Raw genomic sequence first — 17,275 nt, 5'->3', positions numbered from 1 at the left:
GGCGAAAGCGGTTCCCTGCCGGGGATCGGCTTTTGTCGCGCTCGCTCGCGCCCGGACTTGAGGCGAGAGGCACATATCAGCATGGCGACCAAGGCAATCTCCGCTCCCAACCAGATCGGCGGCACCAAGCGGCGTGTCCGCAAGATCTTCGGCAACATCCACGAAGTGGTGCAGATGCCGAACCTGATCGAGGTTCAGCGGGAGAGCTACGAGCAGTTCCTGCGCTCCGACCCGTCGATCGGCTATGTGTCGGGGCTGGAGAAGACGCTGCGCAGCGTGTTCCCGATCCGCGACTTCGCCGGCACGGCCGAGCTGGACTTCGTCCACTACGAGCTGGAAGACCCGAAGTACGACGTGGAAGAGTGCCGCCAGCGCGGCATCACCTACGCCGCGCCGATGCGCGTGACGCTTCGCCTGATCGTGTTCGAGGTGGATCCCGATACGGAAGCCCGGTCGGTGCTCGATATCAAGGAGCAGGACGTCTACATGGGCGACATGCCGCTCATGACGGAGAACGGCACCTTCTTCATCAACGGCACCGAACGCGTCATCGTGTCGCAGATGCACCGCTCGCCGGGCGTGCTGTTCGACCATGACCGGGGCAAGACCCACGCGTCGGGCAAGTATCTCTTCGCCGCCCGCGTCATCCCGTATCGCGGTTCGTGGCTCGATTTCGAGTTCGACGCCAAGGACATCGTGAACGTCCGCATCGACCGGAAGCGCAAGCTGCCCGTCACCGCGCTGCTGTTCGCGCTCGGTCTGTCGGCGGAGGAGATCCTCGGCCACTTCTACAACCGCGTGACCTTTGTCCGCGGCAATGGCGGCTGGGAGATACCCTACCAGCCGGAGAACTGGCGCGGCCAGAAGCCGGTGTTCGACGTCGTCGACGCCAAGTCCGGCGAGGTCGTGTTCGCGGCAGGCCAGAAGATCAGCCCGCGCGCGGCCAACAAGGTCGGCAAGGATGGTCTGGAGACGCTGCTGATCCCGACCGAGGAAGTCTTCGGCCGTTATTCGGCTTATGACCTCATCAACGAGCAGACGGGCGAGATCTACATCGAGGCCGGCGACGAGCTGGGCGCCGACAATCTCGAAAAGCTCGACAAGGCGGGCATCGACCGCATCGAGCTCCTGGACATCGACCACGTCAACACGGGTCCGTGGATCCGCAACACGCTGAAGGTCGACAAGGCCGAGGACCGCGATCAGGCGCTTTCCGACATCTACCGCGTCATGCGCCCTGGCGAGCCGCCGACGAAGGAAACCGCCGAGGCGCTGTTCGCCGGGCTGTTCTTCGATCCGGAGCGCTACGACCTGTCGGCCGTTGGCCGCGTGAAGCTCAACATGCGCCTTGACCTCGATGCCGAGGACACGGTGACGACGCTGCGCACGGAGGACATCCTTGCCGTCGTGAAGACGCTTGTCGACCTGAAGGACGGCAAGGGCGAGATCGACGACATCGACAATCTCGGCAACCGCCGCGTGCGCTCGGTGGGCGAGCTCTTGGAGAACCAGTACCGCGTCGGCCTGCTCCGCATGGAGCGTGCCGTGAAGGAGCGGATGAGCTCGGTCGACGTGTCGACCGTGATGCCGAACGACCTGATCAACGCCAAGCCCGCGGTTGCCGCGGTGCGCGAGTTCTTCGGTTCGTCGCAGTTGTCGCAGTTCATGGACCAGACCAACCCGCTGTCGGAAGTGACGCACAAGCGTCGCGTGTCGGCGCTCGGGCCGGGCGGCCTCACCCGCGAGCGTGCGGGCTTCGAGGTTCGCGACGTCCATCCGACGCACTATGGCCGCATCTGCCCGATTGAAACGCCGGAAGGCCCGAACATCGGTCTGATCAACTCGCTGGCGAGCTTCAGCCGAGTCAACAAGTACGGCTTCATCGAGACGCCCTACCGTCGCATCGTCGACGGCAAGGTGACGGACGACGTCGTGTACCTGTCGGCGATGGAGGAGGCCAAGCACACCATCGCGCAGGCCAACGCCGAGCTGGACGAGGAAGGCCGCTTCACCGAGGAACTGGTGTCCTCGCGTCAGGCGGGCGAGTTCCTGATGGCGCTGCCCGAGACCATCACGCTGATGGACGTCAGCCCCAAGCAGCTCGTGTCCGTTGCCGCGTCGCTCATCCCGTTCCTGGAGAACGACGACGCCAACCGCGCGCTGATGGGATCGAACATGCAGCGTCAGGCCGTGCCGCTCGTCCGCGCCGAGGCGCCGTGGGTCGGCACCGGAATGGAGGAAACGGTTGCCCGCGATTCCGGCGCCGCCATCTCGGCGCGTCGCTCGGGCATCGTCGACCAGGTGGATGCCGCCCGCATCGTCGTGCGCGCCACGGGTGAGGTCGACAGCGCCACGTCGGGCGTCGACATCTACACGCTGATGAAGTTCCAGCGGTCCAACCAGTCGACCTGCATCAACCAGCGTCCGCTGGTGAAGGTGGGCGACATCGTGTCGGAAGGCGACATCATCGCCGACGGCCCGTCGACGGACCTGGGTGAGCTCGCGCTCGGCCGCAACGCGCTGGTCGCGTTCATGCCGTGGAACGGGTACAACTACGAGGACTCCATCCTCATCTCCGAGCGGATCGTGAAGGACGACGTGTTCACGTCGATTCACATTGACGAGTTCGAGGTGATGGCCCGCGACACCAAGCTGGGGCCGGAGGACATCACCCGCGACATTCCGAACGTCGGCGAGGAAGCGCTGCGCAACCTCGACGAGGCGGGCATCGTCTATGTCGGTGCCGAGGTCGAGCCAGGCGACATCCTCGCCGGCAAGATCACGCCGAAGGGCGAAAGCCCGATGACGCCGGAGGAAAAGCTCCTCCGCGCCATCTTCGGTGAGAAGGCGTCGGACGTTCGCGACACCTCGCTCCGCCTACCGCCGGGCGTGTCCGGCACCGTTGTCGACGTGCGCGTGTTCAACCGCCACGGCATCGACAAGGACGAGCGCGCGATGGCGATCGAGCGCGAGGAGATCGACCGCCTCGCCAAGGACCGCGAGGACGAGCGTGCCATCCTCAACCGTGCCAGCTGGTCGCGCCTGCGCGAGATGCTGGTCGGCCAGGTCGCGACCTCGGCGCCGAAGGGCGTCAAGAAGGGGTCGACGATCGACGAGGACCTGCTGAACTCGGTCGAGCGTCACGACTGGTGGAAGTTCGGCGTCGCCGACGATGCCCGCCAGTCGGACCTGGAAGCGATCAAGGTCCAGTATGACGAGGCCGTGAAGCGCATCAACGACAAGTTCGAGGATCGCCGCGAGAAGCTGGAGCGGGGCGACGAGCTGCCGCCGGGCGTCTTGAAGATGGTCAAGGTCTTCGTCGCGGTGAAGCGCAAGCTGCAGCCGGGCGACAAGATGGCCGGCCGTCACGGCAACAAGGGCGTCATCAGCCGCATCCTGCCGGCCGAGGACATGCCGTTCCTGGCGGACGGCACCCCGGTCGACCTGGTGCTGAACCCACTGGGCGTGCCGAGCCGCATGAACGTGGGTCAGATCTTCGAAACGCACCTCGGCTGGGCCGCGCGCGGCCTGGGCATGCAGCTCCACCAGCAGCTGGAGGACTGGCGCGAGGCCAATCCCGACGCCAAGGGCGGCGCGATGCCGGAAGCCACGCGGGCGCGGCTGCAGGAGATCTACGGCGACCAGTTCGACCGCGAGATCGCCGACCGATCCGCGGAGCAGATCGTCGATCTGACCGGCCACCTGCGTTACGGCATTCCGATGGGCACTCCGGTGTTCGACGGCGCGCGTGAGGCGGACGTGTCGGCGATGCTGGAACTGGCGGGTCTCGACACGTCGGGTCAGTCGGACCTGTTCGACGGCCGCACCGGCGATCAGTTCGATCGCAAGGTGACGGTGGGCATCATCTACATGCTGAAGCTCCACCACCTGGTCGACGACAAGATCCACGCCCGCTCGATCGGCCCCTACTCGCTCGTCACACAGCAGCCGCTGGGCGGAAAGGCGCAATTCGGCGGCCAGCGCTTCGGCGAGATGGAGGTCTGGGCGCTCCAGGCCTACGGCGCGGCCTATACGCTGCAGGAGATGCTGACGGTGAAGTCCGACGACGTGGTCGGCCGCACCAAGGTCTACGAGGCGATCGTCAAGGGTGACGACACGTTCGAGGCCGGCATCCCCGAAAGCTTCAACGTGCTTGTGAAGGAAATGCGCTCGCTCGGCCTCAACGTCGAACTGAACAGCATGGCCGACGCCGTCGACGAGGACGAAGGCTTCGCCGAGGCCGCGGAATAAGCGGAGCTCCCGCTCCTTCCCGTCGTGGAGGGAGCGGGACGCCCCGATCCGCTTGCACGATTTTCCACCCTGCCCCGACCCCGCGCTGCGGAAGGGAAATGAGGTAGAACCATGAACGAGATGACCAACTTCGCCAATCCGGTGGCCAAGCCGGAGACGTTCGACCAGATCCAGATCGGCATCGCCTCGCCCGAGAAGATCCGCTCCTGGTCGTTTGGCGAGATCAAGAAGCCCGAGACCATCAACTACCGCACGTTCAAGCCCGAGCGTGACGGTCTGTTCTGCGCGCGCATCTTCGGCCCGATCAAGGACTACGAGTGCCTGTGCGGCAAGTACAAGCGCATGAAGTACAAGGGCATCGTCTGCGAGAAGTGCGGCGTGGAGGTGACCGTCTCCAAGGTTCGCCGCGAGCGCATGGGCCATATCGAGCTCGCCGCGCCCGTCGCGCACATCTGGTTCCTGAAGTCGCTGCCGAGCCGCATCGGCCTGCTGCTCGACATGCAGCTGAAGCAGCTGGAGCGCGTGCTCTACTTCGAGGCATACATCGTGATCGAGCCGGGCCTGACCCCGCTCGAAAAGTATCAGCTGCTGACCGAGGACGAGCTCCTGCAGGCGCAGGACGAATATGGCGAGGACGCCTTCTCCGCCGGCATCGGCGCCGAGGCCGTTCGGATCATGCTGGAGTCGCTGGATCTGGAGGGTGAGCGCAAGGCGCTGCTCGAGGAGCTGGCGGTCACCAAGTCCGAGCTGAAGCCCAAGAAGATCATCAAGCGGCTGAAGGTCGTCGAGAGCTTCCTCGATTCCGGCAACCGGCCGGAGTGGATGATCCTCGAGGTCGTCCCCGTGATCCCGCCCGAGCTGCGCCCGCTGGTGCCGCTGGACGGCGGCCGTTTCGCGACGTCCGACCTGAACGACCTCTACCGCCGCGTGATCAACCGCAACAACCGCCTGAAGCGGCTGATGGAGCTGCGCGCGCCGGACATCATCGTCCGCAACGAAAAGCGCATGCTGCAGGAAGCCGTCGACGCCTTGTTCGACAACGGCCGCCGCGGCCGCACGATCACGGGCGCCAACAAGCGTCCGCTGAAGTCGCTCAGCGACATGCTGAAGGGCAAGCAGGGCCGCTTCCGCCAGAACCTGCTCGGCAAGCGCGTCGACTATTCGGGCCGTTCCGTCATCGTGACCGGTCCGGAGCTGAAGCTGCACCAGTGCGGCCTGCCGAAGAAGATGGCGCTCGAGCTGTTCAAGCCGTTCATCTACGCGCGGCTCGACGCCAAGGGCCTGTCGATGACGCTCAAGCAGGCCAAGAAGTGGGTCGAGAAGGAGCGCAAGGAAGTCTGGGACATCCTGGACGAGGTGATCCGCGAGCACCCGGTGCTGCTGAACCGCGCGCCGACGCTCCACCGCCTCGGCATCCAGGCGTTCGAGCCCGTGCTGATCGAGGGCAAGGCGATCCAGCTTCACCCGCTCGTTTGCTCCGCGTTCAATGCCGACTTCGACGGCGACCAGATGGCCGTTCACGTCCCCCTGAGCCTCGAGGCTCAGCTGGAAGCGCGCGTCCTGATGATGTCGACCAACAACATCCTGTCGCCCGCCAACGGCAAGCCGATCATCGTGCCGTCGCAGGACATGGTGCTGGGCCTTTATTATCTGTCGATGGAGCGTGAGGGTGAGCCCGGCGAGGGCATGCTGCTCGGCGACATGGCGGAGGTGCACCAGGCGCTCCACGCCAAGGCGGTGACGCTGCATTCGAAGATCGTCAGCCGCGTCCCGCAGACGGACGAGGACGGCAAGCAGTATCTGAAGCGCTACGAGACGACGCCGGGCCGCATGCTGCTCGGCGAGACGCTGCCGAAGTCGCACAAGGTGCCGTTCGAAACCGTCAACCGCCTGCTGACCAAGAAGGAGATCGGCGACGTCATCGACACCGTCTATCGCCACACGGGTCAGAAGGAGACGGTGCTGTTCGCCGACGCCATCATGGCGCTGGGCTTCCGCCACGCGTTCCAGGCCGGCATCTCGTTCGGCAAGGACGACATGATCATCCCGGCGTCCAAGGAAGCGACCGTCGAGGAAACGCGGACGCTCGTGAAGGATTACGAGCAGCAGTATCAGGACGGCCTGATCACGCAGCAGGAGAAGTACAACAAGGTGATCGACGCCTGGAGCCGCTGCGGCGACCAGGTGGCGAACGCCATGATGGACGAGATCAAGGCGCAGCCGAAGGACGAGACGGGCCGCATGGCCCAGATCAACTCCATCTACATGATGGCGCACTCCGGTGCCCGTGGTTCGCAGGCGCAGATGAAGCAGCTTGCCGGCATGCGCGGCCTGATGGCCAAGCCGTCGGGCGAGATCATCGAAACGCCGATCATCTCGAACTTCAAGGAAGGCCTGACCGTCCTTGAATACTTCAACTCCACCCACGGCGCCCGCAAGGGCCTGGCGGACACCGCGCTCAAGACGGCGAACTCGGGTTACCTGACCCGTCGTCTGGTCGACGTGTCGCAGGACTGCGTCGTGGTGGAGCTGGACTGCGGCACCGAGCGTGCGCTGGACATGAAGGCCATCGTGCAGGGCGGCGCCACCATCGCGTCGCTGGGCGAGCGCATCCTGGGCCGCACCACGGCCGAGGACATCGTGGACTCGAAGAACAACGAGACGCTGATTCCGGAAGGAACGCTGCTCGACGAGGCCATGATCGCGCAGATCGAGGCGATCGGCGTTCAGGGCGTGAAGATCCGCTCCCCGCTGGTCTGCGAGTCCAAGGGCGGCGTCTGCGCGGCCTGCTACGGGCGTGACCTCGCCCGTGGTACCCCGGTCAACATCGGCGAGGCGGTGGGCGTCATCGCCGCCCAGTCGATCGGTGAGCCGGGCACGCAGCTGACCATGCGCACCTTCCACATCGGTGGTGCGGCGCAGCTCAACGAGCAGTCGAACCTCGACGCGCCGGTCGACGGCCGGGTCGAGTTCCGCGAGCTTCGCACCATCACCGATCAGCGCGGCCGCCGTGTCGTGCTGTCCCGGTCGGGCGAGCTGGCGATCGTCGACATGGACGGGCGTGAGCGGGCGGTGCACCGCATCCCCTACGGTGCCTATGTCATGTTCGACGACGGCCACATCGTGTCCAAGGGCGACCGGATGGCGGAATGGGATCCGTTCACCATGCCGGTGATCACGGAAAACCCGGGCGTGGTCCGCTACCAGGACCTGCTGGAAGGCAAGACGCTGACCGAGCAGGTCGACGAGGCGACGGGCATCGGGCAGCGCGTGGTGATCGAGTATCGCGCCGGCGCCAAGTCGAAGGAGGATCTGCGTCCGCGCCTGACCCTGCTCGACGAGGCATCGGGCGAGACCGGCCGCTACATGCTGGCGATCGGCACCACGCTCTCGGTCGAGGACGGCCAGGCCGTGCAGGCCGGCGACGTGCTGGCCCGTGTCAGCCGCGAGGCCGCCAAGACCCGCGACATCACCGGCGGTCTGCCGCGGGTGGCGGAGCTGTTCGAGGCGCGTAAGCCGAAGGAGAACGCGATCATCGCGAAGGTCTCCGGCCGGGTCGAGTTCGGCAAGGACTACAAGGCGAAGCGCAAGATCGGCATCCGCCCGGATGACGGTGGTGAGATCGTCGAGTATCTGGTGCCGAAGTCGAAGGTGATCGACGTTCAGGAAGGCGACTACGTCAAGCGTGGCGACAACCTGATCGGCGGCTCACCCGATCCGCACGACATTCTCGAAGTGCTCGGCATCGAGCCGCTCGCCGAGTATCTCGTGTCGGAGATCCAGGAGGTCTATCGACTGCAGGGCGTGAAGATCAACGACAAGCACATCGAGACGATCGTTCGTCAGATGCTGCAGAAGGTTGAGATCACCCATGCCGGCGACACGACCCTGCTCCCCGGTGAGCAGGTCGATCGCGAGGAGATGGACGAGGTCAACTCGAAGCTGGAAGCCAATCAGCAGCCGGCGCAGGGCAAGCCGATCCTTCTGGGCATCACCAAGGCGTCGCTGCAGACCCGGTCGTTCATCTCGGCCGCGTCCTTCCAGGAGACGACCCGCGTGCTCACCGAGGCATCCGTGCAGGGCAAGATCGACAGCCTGAACGGCCTGAAGGAGAACGTCATCGTCGGCCGGCTCATCCCTGCAGGCACCGGTGCGGGCATGAACCGCATGCGGGTGACGGCATCCTCGCGCGACGCGGCGCTCCGCGCTTCGCAGCGCAGCTGGCAGGCCGCCCTCGTGGCGCCGAACAGCGCCGAGGAGGAGCACGAGGCCGAAAAGCACGAGCAGGTGGCTCTGCGTGAAGGTCCGGATCCGCTGGGTGCGGTCGCAACCTCCGGCGACGGATCGGACGAGGCGGCAGGCGATTACCTGAACGCCACCGAGGAATAAGCCCGCACCGTCGTTGTGAGGCTGAATGGAGGCCGCGATCGTCCCAGGCGATCGCGGCCTCTTCCTTTTCGGAGGCGCGGGCGCGGTGCGCTCCGACCAACGACCTTTGTCCCCGACGGCTGCCGTCTGCCCGACTGTCGGCGCCTGCCGCGCCCGGTCGAGGCATGGCTGATCCTCCCGTTTCACATCCCTAACGGGCTGTTCACCACCTGGCTGCCGCCGGGTGGCCATGCTTACAGGGGACAGATCATGCGCTTTTACCGTTTCGCGGCGGTCGCCACCGCCGCGCTGCTGACCGGCACCGCCAGTGCCGAGACGCTCACCACCGGCGCCGACGACGGCCAGGTGATCATCGACACCAACGGCTTCGGCACGCTCGGCGCGCTCAACGCGCAATCGAGCGGATCGACCGGCCTCTACAATCCGACCGGCGACCAGGCGGCCGCATCCACCATCTATGCATCGGGTCTGTTCGTCGGCATCAACGGCGGCGCGCGCGTGTCCACCGCCAGCGGGCAGCTCCAGTCGTTTACCGGCACAGACCTGTCGCGCACCAGCGTGTTCACGCTGGGCGACCTCCTGTCGGTGCAGCTCGTCCAGACGGTCAGCAACCTCGTCGACACCGCCGGCAACCAGACCGGATCGCTGCTGACGCAGACCTACAGCTTCACCAACCTCGGCGACGCTGACCTGTCGCTCGACCTGTTCCGCTATCTTGACGGCGACCTGCGCTTCGACAGCGAGCTGATCGACGGCGGCGGACGCCTGACGAGCGGCGGCAACGAGATCCTGTTCGAAACCGACACCGCCACGGGCGCCAGCGACAGCGCAACCTTTGTCGGCATCTTCAACACCGGTGGCACCGCCGCCGGGTTCGAGATCGGCGAATATAGCGACCTGCGCACGCGCGCGCAGGGTGCCGGCGGCCTGTCGAACACGATCCGCAACGATGCCGACGGCGACGGCTTCATCGATGCCAACCGCGGCTATGACGTGGAACTGGCGCTGCGCAACTCGCTGCAGCTTTCCGGCCGCGGCACGGGCAGCTTTGCCACCAGCACCATCTTCGGCACCGGCGCGCCCGGTCAGGTCGTGCTGCCGCCGCCCACCGGCGCGGTGCCGGAGCCGGCCACCTGGGCCATGATGATCGGCGGCTTCGGCCTGATCGGCGGCGCGATGCGTCGGCGCGGCCAGCAGGCGGTGGTCACGGCCTGAGCCGGGAGGCCCGCATCCTCGACAGGGGGATGAGGATGCGGGCCTTTATGCCGCCGCGTTTCGCCGCTACCCGCCGCCCGGATGGACGCCTCAGACCTTCGCATTGCGCTGTTCAGCGGCAACTACAACTATGTGCGCGACGGGGCGAACCAGTCGCTCAACCTGCTCGCGCGTCACCTGCTCGACCGCGGCGTCACGCTGCGCGTTTATTCGCCCACCGTCGACATGCCGGCATTTCCGCCGACCGGCGATCTTGTCTCGGTGCCGTCGGTGCCGATGATCGGAGGCCGCGGGGAGTATCGCGTGGCGCTTGGCCTCACCCCGCAGGTGAAGGCGGATCTGGAGGCGTTCGCGCCCACCGTCGTCCATGTCTCCGCGCCGGAGTTCCTGGGCCACGCGGCCGTCCGCTGGGCGAAGAAGAACGGCGTCCCCGCGCTTGCCTCGTTCCACACGCGGTTCGAGACCTATTTCCGCTATTACGGCGCCGACTTCATCGAGCCGCTGATCGCCAGCCTGATGACGCGCTTCTACAACAAGTTCGACCGCGTGATGGTGCCCAGCCCCAGCATGGTCGATCTGGTGCGCGACTGGGGTGTCACCGCGCCCGTGTCGATCTGGTCGCGCGGCATCGACCATGACCGCTTCCGGCCGGATCGCCGCAGCCTGGAATGGCGCCGCGCGATGGGCATTGCGGACGATGACGTCGCGGTCGGCTTTCTCGGCCGGCTAGTGAAGGAAAAGGGCCTGGACGTGTTCGCCGAGGTCTTGGACCAGCTCCGCGCCCGCGCCGTGCCGCTGAAGGTGCTCGCCATCGGCAAGGGCCCCGCGCAGGGATGGTTCGCCGAACGCGCGCCCGACACGATCTTCGCGGGCCACCAGAGCGGCAACGATCTCGGCCGTGCCGTCGCCGCGATGGACGTGTTCTTCAACCCGTCGATCTCGGAGACTTTCGGCAACGTCACGACGGAGGCGATGGCGTCCGGCGTCCCGGTCGTCGCCGCCCGCGCGACCGGCGCCGTCGATCTGGTGGAGGACGGCGTCACGGGCTTCCTCGTCGATCCCGCCGACATCGACGGCTATGCCGACGCGATCGCGCACATCGTCGCGGATCCCGCACTCCGCCGCGCGATGGGGGCGGCCGGCCACCAGAAGGCGCAGCGCTACCGGTGGGACACGGCGAACCAGGCCGTGCTCGACGCCTATCTGGAGCTCGCCGCGCCCCGCTGATCGCTCAGCCGGGCCGCCACTCGAACGGCAGCGGCGCCTCGCGAAAGGCAAAGCGGTCGAGGTGATCGGCCACCACCTGCTGCATCCGGCCGGCGTCCTCGCCGTCGGGCACCTCCAGGGTCACCGTCAGCGCGTCGTCCGCCGCCGTCAGCAGCATCCGGGTGCCGTTCGGAAAGTCGATGCGGCCCTCCTCGGCATCGAACGCCACGTCCATCTTGTGGCTCCAATGCTTGCACAGTTGCTGGAGATAGCGGGAGGCGTGCGCCGTGGGCACGCTGGCAACGCTGCGCATCACAGCCGCTCGATCTTCTGCGCGAGCTCGTCGATCATCGCGGCGATCCGGTGCGAAACCTCCGCATCATCCTCGTCCGCCAGGCGATGCTGCAACACCGCCTTCAGGTTGCCCACGGCGCGGCGCACGGGCGCCCGGTCGCCGCGCGTCCGTTCCGCCCCCATGTCCCGCAGCCGCGCGAGCAGCGCATCGGCTTCCTCTCTCCGCTTGGCGAGATAGGCCTCGCCGTCCGGCGTCAGCGCGAACAGCTTCTTGCTGCCTTCAGACTCCGCCTCCGCGATCAGGTACATGTCGGACAGGAGAGTCAGCGTCGGGTAGATCACGCCGGGGCTCGGCGCATAGCCGCCGCCGGTCAGCGCCTCGATCTCCCGGATGAGGTCATAGCCATAGCGCGGCTGCTGCCCGATCAGCGCGATAAGGACGAGGCGAAGCTCGGACCCGTCGAACATCCGGCGGCGTCCACCACGCATCCCGCGGCCCGCACCGTCGACGCTCCATTCGAACTGGAACGGCCCGCCCTGAAAGCGCCCGCCGCGCGGCCCGCACCCGCGCCCATGCGATCCATGATGAAACCCGAACATGCCACACTCCTTCAGCCAGGATGCACCGAAGATATATCGTTAGGGGCGCTGTTTCAAGATATATCTTCGACGACGCGCTGGTCCGGAGCTTTATCTTTCGACTGCGTGTGGGAACGCCTACATGGACGCAGATGGCCGACCTCTTCGCCGATCAGGATCTTCCGCAATCTGCCCCGGCTGCCGATGTCCACGCGCCGCTTGCCGATCGCCTTCGCCCCGCCAGCCTCGCCGATGTCATCGGGCAGGAGCATCTGACCGGCCCGGACGGCGCGATCGGCCGGATGGTGGCGGCGGGGAAGCTATCGTCGCTGATCCTGTGGGGCCCGCCCGGCACCGGCAAGACCAGCATCGCGCGCCTGCTCGCCGACGCCGTCGGGCTGCGGTTCGAGGCGATCTCCGCCGTCTTCTCCGGCGTGGCGGACCTGAAGAAGCTGTTCGCCGGCGCGCGGGCGGAGGCGCGGGCGGGTCGACGGACGCTCCTGTTCGTGGACGAGATCCACCGCTTCAACCGCGCGCAGCAGGACGGTTTCCTGCCCTTCGTGGAGGACGGCACCGTCACGCTGGTCGGCGCCACCACCGAAAACCCGTCGTTCGAGATCAACGCCGCGCTTCTCAGCCGCGCACAGGTGCTGATCCTCCACCGGCTGGATGCCGATGCGCTGGGCAAGCTGCTCGATCGTGCAGAAACGATCGAGGGTCGCCCCCTGCCCCTCCTGCCCGATGCCCGCGCCGCGCTCGTCGCCAGCGCCGATGGCGATGGCCGCTTCCTGCTCAACCAGGCGGAAACGCTGTTCTCGGTCGCGGTCGATGCGCCGCTCGACCCGGCCGGCTTGTCCGCATTCCTGCAGCGGCGCGTGGCGGTCTACGACAAGGATCGCGACGGGCACTACAACCTCATCTCCGCGCTCCACAAAAGCCTGCGCGGATCCGACCCGCAGGCCGCGCTCTATTATCTGGCGCGGATGCTGACCGCGGGTGAGGAGCCGCTCTACGTGCTGCGCCGGCTCGTGCGCTTCGCCAGCGAGGATGTCGGCCTGGCCGACCCGCAGGCGCTGGTGCAGTGCCTGGCCGCCAAGGACGCCTATGACTTCCTCGGCTCGCCGGAGGGCGAACTCGCGATCGTGCAGGCCTGCCTCTACCTCGCCACCGCCCCCAAATCCAACGCGGCCTACAAGGCGCAGAAGGCGTCGTTCAAGGCGGCGCGCGAGACGGGATCGCTGATGCCGCCCAAGACCATCCTCAACAAGCCAACGAAGCTGATGAAGCAGCTCGGCTATGGCGGCGACTATGCCTACGACCATGACACGCCGGATGCCTTCTCGGGTCAGGATTACTGGCCGGAGGAGATGACGCCGGCGGTCTTCTACGAACCGACCCACCGCGGGTTCGAACAGCGCGTGGCGGAAAGAATGGCATGGTGGGACGAGCGGCGCACGCAGCGGCCCGCTGGTTAGGCACGCGCAAGCCGCTTCCATTGTAGGAAAAGCTCTGCTCCACTGGCGCGATGAGCAGTGCCACGACCGCGCGCAGCCTCCTCCGACGCCATCCGGAGGCGTCGGTGGGGTCGAAGTTGACGCCGACGTGTCGTCAATTTCGTCAACTTCCACGCGCGCGATCTTTGCGAATCACGCTCGTGGCTGCCGCCGCCGCGCTGCTCGCCGCCCCCGTCGCGGCGCAGCTGCAGCCGGTCCCCACGCCGTACGACCGCGCGATCGCTGCCGGCTACAAGGCCGCGATGCTCTGCTCGGCCATCTTCAACGCCCGCGCGAATGGTGCCGAGCGCACCGTGGAGAGTGTCGAGCGCAACGAGCTGGTCGGCACCTATCCCGAATATGATGCGCTGCTTCCGACGCTGACCGCCACCGTCGGCGCGGACCGGGTGACCGTGCCCTTCGACGACCGTCTGCCGCCTCGCGTCGCGATCGCGCAAGGTGCCGACGGCTGTACCAACCTCCCGATCGGCACCGATCCGGCGCTTCGGCCGCCGTCCACCGCCGCCGCGCGCACGCGCCCCGCCGGGCGCCCGCCCGTCGTGCCAGAAGCACGCGGCGCGCTGCGCGGCCTCTTCGATCGCGCCTTTGCCGCCGGCTTTGGCGATCGGACCAACACGGTCGCGCTGCTGGTCATGCGCGATGGCCGGATGATCGCGGAACGCTATGCCGACGGCTATGGTCCGGCCACGCCGACCCGCACCTGGTCGGTCGCCAAGAGCATCGCCGGCACGGTGGCTGGCACGGCGGTGGCGCGCGGGCTGATCGACCCGGCTGCCCCGGCCCCCGTGCCCGAATGGCAGGCGCCCGGCGACCCGCGCGCGGCGATCACGACCGAGCAGCTTTTCCGGATGGCGAGCGGGCTGCACAGCGACACCGGCGGAAGCCGCACGGACGCGATCTACTTCGGCGGCACCGCCGTCACGGAAGAAACGGTCGCCTGGCCGATCGAGGTGCCGGCGGGCACGCGCTTTCGCTACGCCAACAACGATATCCTGCTGGCGATCCGCGGGCTGCGCAGCCGCGCGGGCGATGACGATTTCGCCCGCACGCTCCTGCTGGATCCGCTCGGCCTCAACGGCACGTTCGCGGAGAAGGACTGGCGCGGCAATTATGTGCTGTCGAGCCAGGTGTGGGCAACGGCGCGTGATCTCGCCCGGCTCGGTCAGTTCTGGCTCGACGACGGCGTGGTCGATGGCCGCCGGCTGCTTCCGGAAGGCTGGATGCGGTGGATGACCGCGCCCGCCGGGCCCCAGCCGGCCGATGGACCGGGCTACGGCGCCACCCTGTGGCTGTTTGGCCCGGCACAGGGGTTGCCGGCCGGCAGTTATGCCGCGCAGGGCAATCGCGGTCAGTTCATCATGGTGGTGCCCTCGGCCCGGCTGGTGGTCGTGCGCCGGGGCGAGGATCCGTCCGGCGCCGGGTTCGACATCGCGCGCCTGACCGCAGACGTCCTGCAGGCGCTGGAATGAAGGACTGGGACGCCGTCGTGGCTGCCGGGCTGGCGCTGCCGGGCGTCGAACACGGCACCAGCTATGGCCGGCCGGCACTGAAGAAGCGTGGACGCGTGATCGCAGGAACCACCGCGCCCGACCAGGGCAGCTTCGTCCTGCACGTGGACGCGGAGGAGAAGCAGATCCTCCTGGACACCGATCCCGAGCGCTTCTGGCAGACCGATCATTATGTCGGCTGGCCGGCGGTGCTCGTCCGCTACGGGCCCGATCGGGACGATCGCGTGGCGCTGCTGCTCCGCCGGGCGTGGTGGGACCGGGCCACGGTCGCGGAGCGAAAGGCGGCCGGCGATCGACCCTGATCGGTTCCGCCGCTTCGCCGCGATCGACTGGTCCGGCGCGCGCGGCGACCGCTTGGCCGGCATCGCCGTCGCGCTTTGCGAGGTCGGCGACGCGCCGCCGCTGCTGGTGGAGCCGCCGCGCGGACGATGGTCGCGGACGGACGTGCTCGACTGGATCGTGGCGCAGCTGCCCGGCGACGATCTCCTCGTCGGCCTCGACCTGGGCATGTCGCTCGCCTTTGCCGATCGCGGCGCATTTTTCCCCTGCTGGCCCGCCTCCCCGGCGGACGCCCGCTCGCTCTGGCAGATGGTCGATCGCCTGTGCCGGGACGATCCCCACCTCGGCGCGGACGGGCTCGTCGACCATGCGGATGCCAGCCGCCACTTCCGCCGTCCGGGCAGACGCGCCGGCGACCTGTTCCCTCCGGGCGCCGGACGCTTCCGGCTGACGGAGGAGGAAAGCCGGCGGCAGCGGCTGGCCAATCCCGTGTCGAACTTCAACCTGGTCGGCGCAGCGCAGGTCGGCAAGTCCAGCCTCACCGGCATGCGAGCCTTGTGCCGGCTGGACGGGCGGGTGACGATCTGGCCGTTCGACGCGCTGGCACCCAGCGGCCTGACGCTGGTCGAGATCTACACGAGCATCGCCGCCTTGGCCGCCGGACTTCCGCGCGGACGCAGCAAGGTGCGCGATCCCGCCACGCTCGACCGCGCGCTTGCCGCTCTCGGCAGCGCGCCGCACGCGCCGCTCACCCGCTACGACGATCACTGGACGGACGCGCTGATCACCGCCGCATGGTTGCGTCGCGTCCATGCCGATGACCGGCTGTGGCATCCGGCCGCGCTGACACCCGCGATTGCGGCAACGGAGGGCTGGACCTTCGGCGTTCCCTAGGCATAGTCACGGCCACGCGCCGGGTTAGCTCAGCTGGTAGAGCAACCGCCTTGTAAGCGGTAGGTCGTCGGTTCGAGTCCGACACTCGGCACCACGCACATCTCGGGCCTCAGTCCTGCTGGCCGCGGAGCCCCTTCATGATCAGCTGCGCCAGCTGCTCTGCCTTCTGCGCGTCGAGCGGGCCGAGCACGCCGCGAACGGCGTCCGGCAGATGGTCGCCCGCCGCCGGACCCGCGCCGAACACATAATGGTCGAAGTGCGCACGCCACGCCTGGCGGTGACGCTCCGGCAGCGCGCGGATGGCGAGCATGGCGTGGAGCAGCGCATCGAGCGGATGGGCGCCGGCCGGTGCCGGCGGGGTCCACCAATAGTTGACCAGCATGTTGACGCTTTGGAGCGAGCGCACGTGGTGCCACCACATGTAGGGGATGTAGATGGCATCGCCGGGTTCGAGGTCGGCGACAAGCGCATGCTCCATTGCCTCTGCAAAACGCGGGAAGCGCTGGAGGTCGGGTGCATCGAAATCGACCAGGCTGATCGTGGTGCCGGCCGGCGTCCGCTCCATCGGGCCCATGTAGAGGTTGCCGATCTGGTCGGGCGGAAACAGCGTGAAGCGGCGCGTGCCCGCCACCACGCAGGCGATGTTCTCGCTGGGATCATAATGGGCCGCGACGGTCACGCGATTGCCGATCCACAGCCGCGGCTCCGCCGATGGCGGCAGGAGCGGCATCGGGTTGTCCTCGGCAAAGCCGGCGAGGTGGGCGCGCGCCGGCACCGACTGCACGGCAAGCGCCGGCGCACCTTCCTGCCCGTCCCGCGCAACAAGGAAGCCGAGCACGTCCTTCAGCCGCGCGGGCTGCCGACGAAAATTGAAGCCGTCGAGGCTGTCGTTGTAGAAGAAGCGACCGGCGATGTCGGGCGGGCCGACCGCCGCGACCACGGGATCGCCGCGGTCGAAGCGAAGCAGATAGTCGGCAAGCGCCTGCGGCGACCGGCGCGCCGCTGCGACCGCCGGCCAGTCGGACACGATGCCGCGCAGAACGGCGGGTCGACCCGCCGCCACGACCTCCGCATCGAAGGCGGCGCGCGTCGTTCCGCGCCATTCCGGCATCATCCTGGGCGCGGCGTCGGCCATGGCACCGGGTA

At 67.6% G+C, this 17,275-nt stretch carries 10 protein-coding genes, 1 tRNA gene and 1 pseudogene; 9 read left to right on the top strand and 3 right to left on the bottom strand.

What is annotated here, in order from left to right:
* The first annotated feature begins 81 nt into the window (after window positions 1–81).
* The 4 genes and pseudogenes from rpoB (at window position 82) to GGR88_RS04335 (ending at window position 11,082) form a co-directional block, all read left to right on the top strand.
* Window positions 82–4,251: a DNA-directed RNA polymerase subunit beta gene (rpoB, locus tag GGR88_RS04350; protein ID WP_167953333.1), complete on the top strand. Its 4,170-nt coding sequence runs from the start codon at window positions 82–84 to the stop codon at window positions 4,249–4,251.
* Between the two features lie 111 nt (window positions 4,252–4,362).
* A complete protein-coding gene (gene rpoC, locus GGR88_RS04345) occupies window positions 4,363–8,640 on the top strand; it encodes a DNA-directed RNA polymerase subunit beta' (protein ID WP_167953331.1) in 4,278 nt (1,425 codons plus the stop codon).
* 1,110 nt (window positions 8,641–9,750) lie between these two features.
* Window positions 9,751–9,855, top strand: a pseudogene (locus GGR88_RS15655) (PEPxxWA-CTERM sorting domain-containing protein); the annotation flags it as partial.
* An 81-nt stretch (window positions 9,856–9,936) separates the two neighbouring features.
* Complete coding sequence (locus GGR88_RS04335; protein WP_167953328.1) at window positions 9,937–11,082, top strand: glycosyltransferase family 4 protein; 1,146 nt, start codon at window positions 9,937–9,939, stop codon at window positions 11,080–11,082.
* A 4-nt stretch (window positions 11,083–11,086) separates the two neighbouring features.
* Here GGR88_RS04335 and GGR88_RS04330 read toward each other — a convergent pair whose 3' ends face one another.
* Together GGR88_RS04330 and GGR88_RS04325 are read right to left on the bottom strand one after the other, a co-directional pair.
* Window positions 11,087–11,374: a DUF2218 domain-containing protein gene (locus GGR88_RS04330; RefSeq protein WP_167953326.1), complete on the bottom strand. Its 288-nt coding sequence runs from the start codon at window positions 11,372–11,374 to the stop codon at window positions 11,087–11,089.
* A complete protein-coding gene (locus GGR88_RS04325) occupies window positions 11,374–11,955 on the bottom strand; it encodes a PadR family transcriptional regulator (RefSeq protein ID WP_167953323.1) in 582 nt (193 codons plus the stop codon). Before GGR88_RS04325 ends, GGR88_RS04330 begins: the two co-directional genes overlap by 1 nt.
* 131 nt (window positions 11,956–12,086) lie before the next feature.
* On the opposite strand from GGR88_RS04325, the gene GGR88_RS04320 reads away from it, so the two are divergent.
* The 5 genes from GGR88_RS04320 to GGR88_RS04300 all read left to right on the top strand — a co-directional run bounded on the left by GGR88_RS04320 (window position 12,087) and on the right by GGR88_RS04300 (window position 16,223).
* Complete coding sequence (locus GGR88_RS04320) at window positions 12,087–13,409, top strand: replication-associated recombination protein A (RefSeq protein WP_167953321.1); 1,323 nt, start codon at window positions 12,087–12,089, stop codon at window positions 13,407–13,409.
* A gap of 179 nt (window positions 13,410–13,588) precedes the next feature.
* Window positions 13,589–14,917, top strand: coding sequence for a serine hydrolase domain-containing protein (locus GGR88_RS04315; protein WP_342449715.1), 1,329 nt, complete (start codon window positions 13,589–13,591; stop codon window positions 14,915–14,917).
* A complete protein-coding gene (locus GGR88_RS04310; protein WP_167953317.1) occupies window positions 14,914–15,258 on the top strand; it encodes an MmcQ/YjbR family DNA-binding protein in 345 nt (114 codons plus the stop codon). The genes GGR88_RS04315 and GGR88_RS04310 overlap by 4 nt, the downstream gene beginning before the upstream one ends.
* Before the next feature lie 52 nt (window positions 15,259–15,310).
* A complete protein-coding gene (locus GGR88_RS04305) occupies window positions 15,311–16,129 on the top strand; it encodes a hypothetical protein (protein WP_209023190.1) in 819 nt (272 codons plus the stop codon).
* Between the two features lie 18 nt (window positions 16,130–16,147).
* Window positions 16,148–16,223: transfer RNA gene (locus tag GGR88_RS04300), tRNA-Thr, on the top strand.
* Window positions 16,224–16,238: 15 nt separating this feature from the next.
* On the opposite strand, the gene GGR88_RS04295 is transcribed toward GGR88_RS04300, so the two are convergent.
* On the bottom strand, window positions 16,239–17,264 hold the full coding sequence (locus GGR88_RS04295) for a cupin-like domain-containing protein (protein WP_209023189.1): 1,026 nt from the start codon (window positions 17,262–17,264) through the stop codon (window positions 16,239–16,241).
* Between the last annotated feature and the right edge of the window lie 11 nt (window positions 17,265–17,275).

This window comes from Sphingomonas jejuensis, from assembly GCF_011927695.1.
GTDB classification, from domain to species: Bacteria; Pseudomonadota; Alphaproteobacteria; order Sphingomonadales; family Sphingomonadaceae; genus Sphingomonas_K; species Sphingomonas_K jejuensis.
Note: the sequence above shows the minus strand (reverse complement) of the source record. Positions and strands in the feature narration are given on the sequence as shown.

What these genes read in the sequence shown, in the direction of transcription:
- rpoB (WP_167953333.1), top strand. Translation starts at nt 82, where the DNA reads ATGGCGACCAAGGCAATCTCCGCTCCCAACCAGATCGGCGGCACCAAG.
- rpoC (WP_167953331.1), top strand. Translation starts at nt 4,363, where the DNA reads ATGAACGAGATGACCAACTTCGCCAATCCGGTGGCCAAGCCGGAGACG.
- GGR88_RS04335 (WP_167953328.1), top strand. Translation starts at nt 9,937, where the DNA reads ATGGACGCCTCAGACCTTCGCATTGCGCTGTTCAGCGGCAACTACAAC.
- GGR88_RS04330 (WP_167953326.1), bottom strand. Translation starts at nt 11,374, where the DNA reads ATGCGCAGCGTTGCCAGCGTGCCCACGGCGCACGCCTCCCGCTATCTC.
- GGR88_RS04325 (WP_167953323.1), bottom strand. Translation starts at nt 11,955, where the DNA reads ATGTTCGGGTTTCATCATGGATCGCATGGGCGCGGGTGCGGGCCGCGC.
- GGR88_RS04320 (WP_167953321.1), top strand. Translation starts at nt 12,087, where the DNA reads ATGGCCGACCTCTTCGCCGATCAGGATCTTCCGCAATCTGCCCCGGCT.
- GGR88_RS04310 (WP_167953317.1), top strand. Translation starts at nt 14,914, where the DNA reads ATGAAGGACTGGGACGCCGTCGTGGCTGCCGGGCTGGCGCTGCCGGGC.
- GGR88_RS04295 (WP_209023189.1), bottom strand. Translation starts at nt 17,264, where the DNA reads ATGGCCGACGCCGCGCCCAGGATGATGCCGGAATGGCGCGGAACGACG.